Raw genomic sequence first — 12,371 nt, forward strand, 5'->3', positions numbered from 1 at the left:
ATCTACGTTATTCTTCTATTTTAATACGCCCTATTCCTTTCACACTTTTCTTAAATACAGGCGGATTCCCTTTCACAGTAATGCCTCCTGCTCCTGCGATAGAAGCATCTACCTCTTGCGTTACATAAGCCGATATACCTCCTGCTCCCGCTATGCGCAAAGTAGCTTTTTCAGCTTTAAGCTCATCAGCATCTACATCGCCAGCTCCTTTCACGTATATGCTTAGGTTTTTGGTTTCTCCTGCAATGTCTATACCTCCTGCTCCAGCCACTTGTAAATCAAGTGAAGTAGCCGTTACCGATGCTTCAAGGTCTCCACTACCCTCTAATTTTACTAACAAAGAACCCACTTGCAACTTCTTTTCTGTAGATATATCCACAGCTCCTTTCCCTACTACTCTCTTTAAACGAGTGTCGATAGGTACGTACACAGTAATAGAGGTTTTAAGCGAGTATTTCCTATCAATGCTTATATAAAGCACATTGTTGGAGACTTTGGTCTCTAAATACGAAAGTACCTCTTTCTGTCCTTTCACTTTTATTTTGCCTACCTCTCCTTCTGTAAGCACAAGGTTATAAGCTCCCGAAACTTCTATAGCGTCATAATTCGCTACTTTTCTGTTTTCGGTGATAACTTCTTTGTCTTTTTCTGTCTTCTTTTGGCTGTATCCTATGCCTACAACTAATGTTACAAGGATAAATGTAATAAATCTTTTCATATATTTCATCTGTTTTAATTATTTCTCTTCTGTTAAGTCACTTAGTATAGCTTCTGTCTTCGCCATAATCTCTTCAATCGTAATAGTCTCTATGGCTTTCTCATAACCTTTTGGGTATTTCTTCCCATATACCGAAGTAGGAATGAGTGGATACCGTTCTCTATCTGCCAAAAGAGCATTCTCCTTAGGCTGTAAATAAGGATAAAACCCCGCATAAGGGTGCGTCACTCCCCATAAAGTAAGCGTCGGAACTCCATACATCGCCGATAGGTGCGCATTCCCGCTGTCCATTGCTATCATTATATCTAAGTGCGAAATGAGCTCCAACTCTTGTTTAAACGAGAGCTTCCCTACCATATTTTCAGCATTAGGTAAGTTTATTTTGCTCACCTGCTCTTCCTCTTCTTTTCCTCCTCCAAAGATGTAAATCTTGCCACTGTCATACCGTTGAGAAAGTGCCGTTATCACCTCGCACATCTTTTCAAATGGATACTGTTTACCTATGTACGACGCAAACGGAGCAACCCCTATATGCACTCCTTCACACAGCAATTTCTGTACCGTTTCACTCGGTTCTTCTGGCGGTAAAATATATGGTTCACTTAGGTCAATCGGGAAACCCAAAGAAGCAAACACATCAGCATACCGCTCATACGAAGGCTTTAAAGGCTCAAACACTTTACACTTATAACTGGTAAGTGCTCTCTTTTCTCTACGCCCTTTGTCTATTTGCTTGAAAGGTATTTTGCTACCCTTAAAATAGAATTTCAGTACATTAGTACGCAACACATTGTGAATGTCTGCCACACCGTCAATTCCCTTCGCCATCAATTCCTTATACAATTTGTACAGCCCCGATAAACCACTGTGTTTCCCGTTAATTTCAGGAGTGAATACCTCCAAGTTAGGAATATGTGAAAACATCGGTGCAAATAACGGTCGCGTGAGGTAAGTGATTTTTACATCGGGATATTGCTCCGAAAAAGCTGTTACAACCGGCACACTGATGGCTACATCTCCCATTGCCGACATTCTAAAAATAGCTAAATGTTCCATTTTGTTTTGGTATTTAAAGTTTTATTAGTACCTTTGGCTTCTCAATAGAAAGAATACCTTTGATAAAGTTGTTTTTGCTAATTCATTTAGTGAAAACAGAATATTATTCTATCTTATCTTCGATTTATAGATAAGTAAGGTTCGAAATTGGTTCATTATGCCTTCGTCTATCTTCCAAGATTCGTATAAGGTTTGTATAAGGTACCTATAAGATAGTATATTTTTCTGTATAGTATTCGCCTTCACTCTTGCCTTATAATTGAGATTAAAAATTGTTAATGGATATGCAAATGTAGTAAAAATTTATAATATGAGACACTTATTTTTAGTTTTTTTTATCGTACAGTCTGCTTTCGCTCAAAATAGTACCGTTTTCGATTGTTCCCGAAGTCTTAGAATCGACTTTAATCTATTAGCCAATGCCCAGCGTATAGAGGTAATTTTTCAACAGCTCAAAAGTGAACCTCATTGGGGAGGCTCGCACACTCACCTTGTTTTTCCGAACTTAGGAAACCTGCGCCTTCAACTATTCGACGGCGAAACTCTTGTCTTCTCAAAAGGCTTCAACTCCCTCGCCGATGAGTGGATGGAAATCGAAGAAGCCAAGACTGAAAAACGACTCTTTTATCACGCTATGCAAATTCCTTTTCCTAAAAAGAAACTGTCTCTGCACATCGATAAACGAAACCGTGAAGGTGTTTTCGAAACGATTGCTTCTCGTGAGATTGACCCTAACGACTATTTTATAAAAGAAGAAAAGACCGTTGCTTTCCCTGTGAAGAAAATACTGTATAATGGTGAGGCTTCCAAAAAAGTAGATATAGCCATCTTAGCAGAAGGATACACCCAAGCCGAAACCGATAAATTCTATGCCGATGCGCAACGTATGACCGATTATATGTTCACCATTTCCCCTTTCGATAAGCTCAAAAACAATTTCAATGTATATGCCATAGCCGTACCTTCTCAAGAAAGTGGTACCGATATACCCGGAAAGAACATTTTTAAAAACACTGCATTTAACTCTTCCTTCTACACTTTCAATCAAGAACGCTACCTCACCACCAACAGTATTTGTGAAATAGCCGATGCTGCCTCAGTAGTCCCTTACGACCAACTCTATATCTTAGTAAATACTGAAACTTATGGTGGGGGTGGTTTCTACAATCACCTAAATTTAGGCACTGCTGATAACGACCTTTCTGAAAAGGTATACATACACGAGTTCGGACACGGTTTTGTAGGTCTCGCCGATGAATATTACTACGATTGGGATCCCACTTTTCAAGAGATGTACAATACTAAAATTGAACCTTGGGAAGAAAACATTACCTCATTGGTGAATTTTGAGAGCAAATGGAAGGATATGGTAAAAAAGAAGACTCCTATCCCTACTCCTCGCACTCCTAAATATAAAAATGTTGTAGGTGCTTTCGAAGGAGGTGGTTATACCAGTAAAGGCATTTACAGTCCTGCTCAAGACTGTCGTATGAAATCTAACGAACCAAAAGGCTTCTGCCCCGTGTGTGAACGTGCTATTCGCAAAATAGTAGACTTTTACACAAAATAAAGAGGAAGCCATAAAACACCCTCTCAACGCTCAGCCTCTTGATATATAAATAAAAAAGACGCACTAAGAAAATCTTAGTGCGTCTTTTTCTTTTATGGGTCGCTACACTTTGCCAAAGTTTTTACCTGTGTGGCTCGCACCTTTGGCAAAGTTGATTACCTCAATAATCAATTTCTTTTAGTTATATTGTAGGGACGATTGGCAAATCGTCCTCACAAAACAAAACTTTTTGTACAGGCTCTTTTCCCTTTATTGAGCTCTTTTAATAAATATTATATGTTTTGTTCTTCTCTGTTCTGAACGTTATCACTTTATCTTTATTACTTCCTTTTACAATCACCTTTCCTTTACTATAAACATTCTTATTGGCAGGTAATAACACACTGCATTCTCCTCCATTTAACGAAGTAATTTCGGCTTTCTCCAATTTGTATTGTTGCCATTCAAAATTTACTTCAAAACCATTGCGAGCTCTCATACCTTTCATAACGCCGTTTTCCCAATCGGGGTGAGAAGGAAGAGCAGGTAAAAAGCGAATAACATTACCCTTCCCGTGACTCTGTAAGAGCATTTCAGCAATGCCCGCTGTACCCCCAAAGTTTCCATCTATTTGAAACGGAGGGTGCGCACAAAACAAATTAGGATAAGTGCCTCCTCCTTGTCCATCAGTTATATTAGGGTTTACAGGGTGTAATAATTGGCGCAACAAAAGCAATGCGTGATTGCCGTCTTGTAGTCGTGCCCAAAAGTTTATCTTCCACGCACGTGACCACCCCGTACCTGCATCACCGCGTATTTCTAATGTCTTTTTAGCGGCTTTGGCTAAATCTGGTGTATCCCAAGGAGTAATCTCATCATATGGGTATAAGCCGTAAAGATGAGAAACGTGCCTATGTTGTGGTTCAGCATCTTCCCAATCGTCAAGCCATTCGTTAAGGTCTCCTTTTTTACCTATGCGATTAGGAACTGTATTTCTGCTGATACGTTCCCACTCTGTGCGTTTCTTACTGTCTAAACCTAATATCTTAGCTGCATCACTTGTATTAGTAAATAGTTCTCGCACTATTTGCATATCCATAGTAGGAGCCACACAAGTAGTTCCTATTTGTTTTTTACCGTCTTTCAGTTCTGGTAATACATAAGCATTTTCAGGAGAGTTTGAAGGGGCTGTTACCCAATAACCCGTTTTGGGGTCTTTAATAAGCAGATTCTCAAAGAAGGTTGTAGCTTCTTTAAGTACAGGGTAATACTCTCTTAGGAAGTTAATATCTTTAGTGAAGAGATAATGTTGCCAAATATGTTCGCATAACCAAGCGCCTCCTGTAAGAGTAGAACCCCACGTCGCCGATTCACCTGGGGAAGTATAAAACCAAGGATTGCTAATAACGTGAGCCACCCACCCATTAGCATTGTAATAGGCTTTTGCTGTTTTGCTTCCATTGGGTACTAAGTTTTTAGTAAACCTTTGTAAAGGTTCGGTAAGTTGCGACAAATTGGTAGGCTCAGCAAGCCAATAATTCATCTGTATATTGATGTTTAAATGGTAATCGCCATTCCAAGGCGTTTGATACTCTTCAGCCCATAAACCTTGCAAATTGGCAGGCAAAAGCCCTTCACGTGAAGAGGAGATAAGCAAATAGCGTCCAAAGTTGTAATACAAAATAGGTAATAAAGCATCTTGCTCACCTTTATAAAAGCGTCCTAATCGCTCAAAAGTAGTAAGACCTTCCGTATTGGCATTTGCTTTTCCATACCAGCGATTGCGGTTAAACAATCGCTGAAAAACAATACTACTCTCAGCTTTCGCTTTATCAAAACTCATAGGGGCTTTTTGCAAATACTCATTAGCCTTTTTAGTTACTGAAATATCCAAAAGTCCTCCCTTGCTAAAGTTATAATTAGTTACAGCACTTATCCTCAAAGTAATTTCTTTTGCCGACTGTATAGCTATAGCTTTATGGGTACTCTCTATCTTTCCATCAGTTTGTATATCAACTACCGATGCAAAGTGCATTCCTTCTTTACCACCGTTCGGTAACACTCCATTAAGAGTGATTTTATTATTCTGATAGGTAATCGTAGCATTCTCTTTGCGGAAGAGTGAAATATCTAAATTAAGTGGCGAGGTAGCTTTTATTTTCACCCATATCACATCGTTTTTAAAGTCAGCAAAAGCTGTTTGTTCTATTGAGTTATTATCTCGTTTAAACGAAGTAACAGCTGTTGCTTCATCAAGGCGTAATACTCGTTTGTAATCTTGAATCGGTGACGTGGTTTTCCAATCTAAAAGCAGTTCTGCCAATACTTGATAACAACCATAGCTACAGTTAGCACCTTGTCCCAAACAAGAGCCTTTCCCTTTGGCTACAAAATGCTGTTGTAAGAGTGCTTGTGCTTCTAAGTTTTTCCCTTGTAAAAGTAATTTCTGAATTTCTTTCAGATAGTTGTGCGCATTAGGGTCATCAGCCTCTTGTGTCCCTCCTGACCACAACGAGATTTCATTGAGTACAATTCTATCTACATCAGTCTTTCCAAAGAGCATAGCTCCTAAACGTCCATTCCCAATAGGGATACTTTCAGTAAAATGATTTGCTGGTTTATGAAACACTACTGATACATCTTGAGGTTGTGCTTTGAGTAGCGTTCCTAAAAATAATAACATAATTAATAAGTTGGTTCTCATAAGATTGGTATATTTTTAATTAAGATGTCGCAAAAGTACAAAACAAGTAGCGTACTTCCAAATATTGTTCAAAAAAAAACAGCTCCATACTATTTATGGAACTGTTTTTATTTTTTATATTAAGAAACTGCTATTTCAATAATAAATTTGCTGAACCTACTTCGTTGAGGCGGTCATCATAAACAGTTACTTTATAAGTGCCTTTATCAAACTCTTTTCCTGTTCTGCTGATAAAGTCACACACATCCACATTCTTATTGTCGTAGATGAAGTGAGTAGCTGTACTATAATTCACTGTGTTTTCTCCTTCTGAGGTAGAGTCGTTAGCTCCTAAGGTAACTCCCGATGGTGAAACTACTTTCACATAGAAGTATCTTGAGCCTGATTTTGCTATTCTGTTAGCTCCTACAGTAAAGCAAACTCTTAATTTCTCAGCTGCACGACCTCTTTCGGTAATTTTGTTCTTAGTGCCTTTTACAGCTTCTATTGTAAGTTTGCTAATTTGAAGTGCAGAACCAGCTTCTACCACTTTCTTTAAGCTATTGGCTTGGCGAGCAAGTGAATCGGCTTTAGCACTTGTGTCGTCTAATTTTACTGACACACTGTCTAAATCCTTTCTGATAGCAGTGTTGGCACGTGCCAATGAGTCGTTCTTTCTGATTAAGAAATCACGCTCTTTGGCAAGAGCAAACGCTTGGTTTTTAAAACGAGCCAATGCCGAAACATTAAGTTTCATATTCTGCAATGAGTCGATGTACTTGCCAATCTTGTCACGCGCATCAAGCAAATCCTGATTCACGTTTTTGTTATCGTCCACTACTTTGTCGTAGCTTCCTTTCAAAGCGTTCAAATCTTTAAGCACTTGCTCTTTCTGAGAGTTAAGATCTGCTTCCGTTGCCTCTTTGTTTTTGTTAAGAGAATAGGTATAATAACCTAAGCCTCCTGCTACCAAAGCCAAAATAGCAATTAAAATTTTCGATAAAACACCACCTCTCGGTCTGTCATCATCATTGGGATATGAAGGATACGATTGCCCTCCATCTGTTCCATTGGACGCTGAGTCCATAAAAATAGGTTTGTCGTAATTATTACTCATAACTTATGATTTTTACTCCGCAAATGTAGGTAAAAAAATATATAACAAGCAAATTTTTATATTTTTTTTAACACTATTAAAAAAAGAAATAGTACTTTTGCAACCGTTTTTTAAGTACAAAATTATTATGTTAATACGTTATTTTGCAATCGTTTTCGGCTGTTTAGGCTTAGGAGAACTCATCGTTGCTCTCACACACATTCCTTTTCCTTCAAGTATCATAGGAATGCTCTTTCTCACCCTATTTTTAGAGCTTGGTTGGGTGAAATTACAGTCTATAAAAGCTCTCTCAGATTTATTAATTTCTAATTTAGGATTATTTTTCGTACCCCCAAGTATTGGCATTATGGCATACTTTAAACAGATAGGTGAAAACTTTTTAGCTATCTTCCTTTCTATTATCATCAGTACCGTAGTAGTGATTGTTATAACTGGTCACGTATATCAATTCTTCCGTAAAAAATTAAAATAATGAAACCTTTTGTAGAAAACGAAGCCTTCCTTTTGGCTATTACTTTTATCCTCTATTACGGGGTATTACTTTTGCAACGCAAATATAATTCGGTTTTTTTAAATCCCGTATTAATCACTGTTTTAGTGCTTATTTCTTATCTAATAATCTTTGGTATTTCTCCTCAAAAATACGAAGAAGCCGGTAAGTATATCGATTTTTGGCTCAAACCCTCTATTGTAGCCTTGGGGGTACCTCTCTATTTACAGCTCTCTAAGATAAAAAACAGCTGATACCCTTAGTGCTCTCTCAGTTTGTAGGTAGTTTAGTAGGGGTACTTACAGTTTGTTTGGTAGCCAAATGGTTAGGGCTCGAAGACGATATCGCTATTTCATTAGCCCCTAAATCGGTTACTACCCCCATTGCGTTAGAAGTATCGCGTATGCTCAATGGTATTGAACCTATTACAGTAATGGCGGTAATGACCACTGGTTTTTTAGGGAATCTTTTTGGTATTACCTTCCTGAATTGGTTCCGCATCAAAAGCCCTATGGCTAAAGGCATTTCATTAGGTACCGCTTCTCACGCTTTGGGTATTATGGCGGCGTTCAACCTAAGTGAAAAATACGCAGTATATGCTAGTTTAGGAATGATTTTTAACGGCATCTTTACCGCTGTATTAGCACCCCCAGTAGTACATTTGCTTTTTTAAGTAACTTATCACATCTCATTAGCACATTACAAAATTTTTCTTTTACAGGTATCTTGCTAATTCAAAAAAAAGTACTACCTTTGCCCCCGATTTGGAGTAACCTCTGGCGAGAGTCGTGAATGTTGCCCATTGATAACATAATTATTTATATTTTTTATGGAACCATTATTAAAGTACGTACAAGACAACTTTATCGAAAAAAAGGACTTCCCCGATTTCTCAGCTGGTGATACTATCACTGTGTATTACGAGATTAAAGAGGGTGATAAAAAACGTACTCAGTTTTTTAAAGGCGTTGTTATTCAACGCAAAGGTCACGGCGTAACCGCTACTTTTACTATTCGTAAAATGTCAGGAACCGTAGGTGTAGAACGTATCTTCCCTATCAATATGCCTGCCCTTCAAAAAATTGAAGTAAACAAAAAAGGTAAAGTAAGACGTGCTCGCATTTACTATTTTAGAGGACTTACTGGTAAAAAAGCCCGTATTAAAGAAGTTCGCTAATCAGTTAAACAAACTTATAAAAGCAAAGAGTAAGACCTTCCTTCCTCTTTGCTTTTTTCTTTTCTAATACCTAATCCATAAAACCTAACACCTAAACATTTGTACGCAATACTCGACATAGAAACCACAGGAGGTAAATACAACGAAGAGGGCATTACCGATATCGCCATCTATCAGTTCAACGGGCACGAAATAACCGACCAGTTCATATCATTGATAAACCCCGAACGCCCCATTCAAGAGTTCGTTACTAAACTTACAGGCATCAACAACAAAATGTTGCGCAATGCCCCTAAATTCTATGAGGTTGCCAAACGCATTGTCGAAATTACCACTGATTGCATTATCGTAGGTCATAATGCCGCCTTCGATTATCGCATCTTGCAAACCGAATTTCGCCGCTTAGGATACGACTTTGTCCGTACAACGCTCTGCACCGTAGAACTCTCCGAGCGACTCATTCCCAATAAAGAATCATATAGTTTAGGTAAGTTAGTGCGCTCCTTAGGTATTCCTGTAAGCGACCGGCATCGTGCTTCTGGTGATGCCTTGGCTACCCTAAAACTCTTTAAATACCTACTCGAAAAGGACACCAAAAAGGATATCATTACTACCTCTGTCAAGCAAGATATTCGTTTAGAAATGGCTTCTCGCCATCTAAAAATACTCGACACTCTCCCTGAAACATTAGGGATTTTTTATATGCATAACGAAGAAGGTAAGGTCATTTACATCGGGAAACACAAAAATATCAAACAACAAGTAAACAGGCTCTTCACTTCTCCGTCCAAACGCGATAGATACTTGCAACGTCATACTTATCGAGTTACTTATCAAGAAACAGGCAATGAACTCATCGCTACTTTAAAAAGGTTAGAAGAAATACACCTCAACCTCCCAAAATGCAACAGACGAAATCCTGAAAAAGAAATAAATATCACTTATGCACTCACTTCTCACTTTAATACTAAGGGATATCTTTGTTTTTCAATAGAATTATTATCCACTCAAAACGAAATTATCACTACTTTTGAAACCAAAGAACAAGCCCAGCACTTTTTAAATCAAATCACTGAAGAGTACCATTTAAACGAAGTAGATTTCAATAACGAAACCGTTGAGGAGTATAACACACGCGCCTCTGAGGTGCTTTCAAAATACGGACTTATGCACCGAAATGTAGCTATTGTAGATAAAGGTAGAGTAATAGGCGAGAAAAGCATTATTTTAGTAGTCGATGGCAATATTCAAGGCTATGCCTTCTTTAATCTGAATTTCCAGCTTACTCAATTAGAGATGTTACAAAACCTCATCACTCCTTTACCCAATTCATTAACAAACCGTCACCTTTTGCACGCTTACTTGCGACGAAAACCCAAAGTAAAAGTGCTAAATCTAAGCGAACAAAAACCTTATCATAATGAATAAACGAATTTTTATTACGCTTTTAGGAGCCTTTGCCCTTTTAGCCGGTTGCAACCAAACAGATAGCAATGCAAATGTTACAGCGATGAAAGAATCAGCTGAGAAGATTTCAAAACTCACCGATTCTATCAAGAAACTCGATGAACAACGCATCGAAGCGCTTAACTTCAGCCTCGAAACAAACGAGTTAGCACAACAGTATTTCGAAGATTTGAAAATTGAAAATCCTTCACAAATTGTTGTTAATGCTTTAATGGAGATAAATGTAAAGGACACTAAAAACCCTTACATCAAATCTGAAAGCAATGGGAAGTTCTTGTTTAATAAAATAAGAATACTGAATGAAAAATGGGTAATTTGTGAATTTACTGATGGTGAATTGTGGGGTGACCTTCTTTTGGAATACCATATCGACGGGAATCTAAACCCTACCTTCAAACCACTAAGTGAGGTCATCCACCCTAAATAAATCCGAAGCTATACCATCTGAGAGGAATCTGCCTTTACGCGTTACTTTCAGATGGTTTTCTTCTATAACTAAAAGCTCATCGGCAAGGTACTTCTGTGCTTGTTGTAACAAATATTGGTGGTAACCTTCCCCAAATACTGTTCTCACTTCTTCTAAATCAATCCCTACCATCGTGCGTATACGCGTGATGATGAGTTCGTTATATCGGTTATTAAGGGTAAGTTCTTCTTTTTCCTGCGGCAAAATTCCTTGCTGTATTTGTTGTATATACTTAATGTTATGAGCGATATTCCAACTACGCTCCTTCCCGTTAAAACTGTGGGCTGAAGGACCTATTCCCATATAGGACTTGCCAAACCAATAAGCCGTGTTATTTCTGCTAAAATACCCTTCTTTGCCAAAGTTTGAAAACTCGTATTGTATAAAACCCGCTGTTTCCAGAGTATCTATCAACATTTGAAAGTGAGTGTAAGCCTGTTCATCGCTTATAGGTGCGATTTTACCCGTAGCAATAAACTTGTGCAAAGCTGTTTTTTCTTCTACCGTAAGCGCATAGGCTGAGATATGCGGAATATCGAAAGACAGTGCCTTATCAATATTCTCCTGCCAGCGTTCCTCACTCATTTCGGGAATGCCGTAAATCAAATCAATCGTGATATTATTAAAATACTGTGGAGCTATTTGTAATAAAGTTTCTACTTGGCTTACCGTATGTACTCTGTTCATCAATCGCAAGTCCTCTTCAAAAAACGACTGCACTCCTAAACTGAGCCTATTGATACCCAAAGAGCGTAATTGTTCCAAAAATTGCTCGGGAGAAGTAGCTCTAAAAAAGTCATCAGGATTAGCTTCTAAGGTAATTTCAGCTGTGGTATTTACCTTGTAATGTGTGAAGATAGTGCGAAAAAGTTGTTGTAATTCGTCATACGAAAGGATACTGGGCGTCCCTCCTCCTAAGTAGATTGTCTGTAACTCACTACCTACGGCTTCCCCTTTGCGCAAAATGAGTTCCTCACAAAGGGCATTTACCATTTCTCCTTTTCTTTTCAGAGTAGTCGAAAAATGGAAATCACAATAATAACAAGCACGCCTACAAAAGGGAATATGAATGTATAAGCTATACAAAATGAAGTATTTTTTAACCTATACGGTCTTGATTTTGTTTTACAAAAGCGTCCCAACCACTATAACTTTGTTGTTTTTGCGACTTGCCACCGTTAAAAAAGTGACAAACAGCCACCGCCAGACCGTCGGTTGCGTCAAAGTGTTTGGGGAGTTCTTTTATATTCAGAAGTTGCTGAAGCATTTTGGCTACTTGTTCCTTGGAGGCACTACCATTACCCGTAATAGCCATTTTCACCTTTTTAGGTTCGTATTCAGTAATAGGAATTTCACGCGATAGCCCCGCTGCCATCGCCACTCCCTGCGCTCTTCCAAGTTTCAACATCGATTGTACATTCTTGCCAAAGAAGGGTGCCTCAATAGCCAATTCATCAGGCTTATAGGTATCTATCAGCTCCAAAGTGCGATTAAAAATCACACTTAGTTTTAAGTAGTGATTGCTGTATTTACTAAGTTGAAGCTCATTCAGCTGTAAGAGCTTCATAGTATCTCTTTCCACCTGAATAAGCCCAAACCCCATAATAGTAGTGCCTGGGTCGATACCTAAAATAATGCGTTCCAAAAG

The 12,371-nt window shown here is 38.4% G+C and carries 11 protein-coding genes and 1 pseudogene; 6 read left to right on the forward strand and 6 right to left on the reverse strand.

Features of this window, described 5'->3' with window-relative positions:
- Positions 1-7 precede the first annotated feature (7 nt).
- Positions 8-727, reverse strand: a complete 720-nt coding sequence (locus HW278_RS01455; protein ID WP_009410756.1) for a head GIN domain-containing protein — start codon at positions 725-727, stop codon at positions 8-10.
- Between the two features lie 9 nt (positions 728-736).
- Positions 737-1,774, reverse strand: a complete 1,038-nt coding sequence (locus HW278_RS01460; RefSeq protein WP_178976709.1) for a glycosyltransferase family 9 protein — start codon at positions 1,772-1,774, stop codon at positions 737-739.
- Between the two features lie 310 nt (positions 1,775-2,084).
- Here HW278_RS01460 and HW278_RS01465 point away from each other — a divergent pair, with 310 nt between their 5' ends.
- Positions 2,085-3,344: a M64 family metallopeptidase gene (locus HW278_RS01465; RefSeq protein ID WP_178976710.1), complete on the forward strand. Its 1,260-nt coding sequence runs from the start codon at positions 2,085-2,087 to the stop codon at positions 3,342-3,344.
- Between the two features lie 262 nt (positions 3,345-3,606).
- Here the strand turns inward: HW278_RS01465 and HW278_RS01470 are convergent, their stop codons facing one another.
- Positions 3,607-6,027, reverse strand: coding sequence for a glycosyl hydrolase family 95 catalytic domain-containing protein (locus tag HW278_RS01470; protein WP_410493720.1), 2,421 nt, complete (start codon positions 6,025-6,027; stop codon positions 3,607-3,609).
- Between the two features lie 130 nt (positions 6,028-6,157).
- Positions 6,158-7,123: a hypothetical protein gene (locus tag HW278_RS01475; protein ID WP_002672807.1), complete on the reverse strand. Its 966-nt coding sequence runs from the start codon at positions 7,121-7,123 to the stop codon at positions 6,158-6,160.
- Positions 7,124-7,250: 127 nt separating this feature from the next.
- On the opposite strand from HW278_RS01475, the gene HW278_RS01480 reads away from it, so the two are divergent.
- From HW278_RS01480 to HW278_RS01500, 5 genes and pseudogenes are all read left to right on the forward strand, one after another.
- Positions 7,251-7,595 (forward strand): CidA/LrgA family protein, encoded by a 345-nt coding sequence (locus HW278_RS01480; RefSeq protein WP_009410752.1) that lies wholly within the window; start codon positions 7,251-7,253, stop codon positions 7,593-7,595.
- Positions 7,595-8,286 (forward strand): annotated as a pseudogene (locus HW278_RS01485) (LrgB family protein). The gene HW278_RS01480 and the pseudogene HW278_RS01485 overlap by 1 nt, the downstream one beginning before the upstream one ends.
- 156 nt (positions 8,287-8,442) lie before the next feature.
- Positions 8,443-8,790 (forward strand): 50S ribosomal protein L19, encoded by a 348-nt coding sequence (gene rplS / locus HW278_RS01490; protein ID WP_002672812.1) that lies wholly within the window; start codon positions 8,443-8,445, stop codon positions 8,788-8,790.
- A gap of 99 nt (positions 8,791-8,889) precedes the next feature.
- Positions 8,890-10,218 carry an exonuclease domain-containing protein gene (locus HW278_RS01495; RefSeq protein ID WP_178976711.1) on the forward strand — a complete coding sequence of 443 codons (1,329 nt, stop codon included), beginning with the start codon at positions 8,890-8,892 and terminating at the stop codon, positions 10,216-10,218.
- Positions 10,211-10,684 carry a hypothetical protein gene (locus tag HW278_RS01500; protein ID WP_178976712.1) on the forward strand — a complete coding sequence of 158 codons (474 nt, stop codon included), beginning with the start codon at positions 10,211-10,213 and terminating at the stop codon, positions 10,682-10,684. The genes HW278_RS01495 and HW278_RS01500 overlap by 8 nt, the downstream gene beginning before the upstream one ends.
- On the opposite strand, the gene hemW is transcribed toward HW278_RS01500, so the two are convergent.
- A complete protein-coding gene (gene hemW, locus HW278_RS01505; RefSeq protein ID WP_178976713.1) occupies positions 10,658-11,809 on the reverse strand; it encodes a radical SAM family heme chaperone HemW in 1,152 nt (383 codons plus the stop codon). The two genes, HW278_RS01500 and hemW, sit on opposite strands and share 27 nt — an antisense overlap.
- A gap of 13 nt (positions 11,810-11,822) precedes the next feature.
- On the reverse strand, positions 11,823-12,368 hold the full coding sequence (gene ruvC / locus HW278_RS01510; RefSeq protein WP_002672831.1) for a crossover junction endodeoxyribonuclease RuvC: 546 nt from the start codon (positions 12,366-12,368) through the stop codon (positions 11,823-11,825).
- Positions 12,369-12,371: the final 3 nt, after the last annotated feature.

The sequence above is a fragment of the Capnocytophaga sp. oral taxon 902 genome (assembly GCF_013394735.1).
GTDB classification, from domain to species: domain Bacteria; phylum Bacteroidota; class Bacteroidia; order Flavobacteriales; family Flavobacteriaceae; genus Capnocytophaga; species Capnocytophaga ochracea.

What these genes read in the sequence shown, in the direction of transcription:
- HW278_RS01455 (WP_009410756.1), bottom strand. Translation starts at nt 727, where the DNA reads ATGAAATATATGAAAAGATTTATTACATTTATCCTTGTAACATTAGTT.
- HW278_RS01460 (WP_178976709.1), bottom strand. Translation starts at nt 1,774, where the DNA reads ATGGAACATTTAGCTATTTTTAGAATGTCGGCAATGGGAGATGTAGCC.
- HW278_RS01465 (WP_178976710.1), top strand. Translation starts at nt 2,085, where the DNA reads ATGAGACACTTATTTTTAGTTTTTTTTATCGTACAGTCTGCTTTCGCT.
- HW278_RS01470 (WP_410493720.1), bottom strand. Translation starts at nt 6,027, where the DNA reads ATGAGAACCAACTTATTAATTATGTTATTATTTTTAGGAACGCTACTC.
- HW278_RS01475 (WP_002672807.1), bottom strand. Translation starts at nt 7,123, where the DNA reads ATGAGTAATAATTACGACAAACCTATTTTTATGGACTCAGCGTCCAAT.
- HW278_RS01480 (WP_009410752.1), top strand. Translation starts at nt 7,251, where the DNA reads ATGTTAATACGTTATTTTGCAATCGTTTTCGGCTGTTTAGGCTTAGGA.
- rplS (WP_002672812.1), top strand. Translation starts at nt 8,443, where the DNA reads ATGGAACCATTATTAAAGTACGTACAAGACAACTTTATCGAAAAAAAG.
- HW278_RS01500 (WP_178976712.1), top strand. Translation starts at nt 10,211, where the DNA reads ATGAATAAACGAATTTTTATTACGCTTTTAGGAGCCTTTGCCCTTTTA.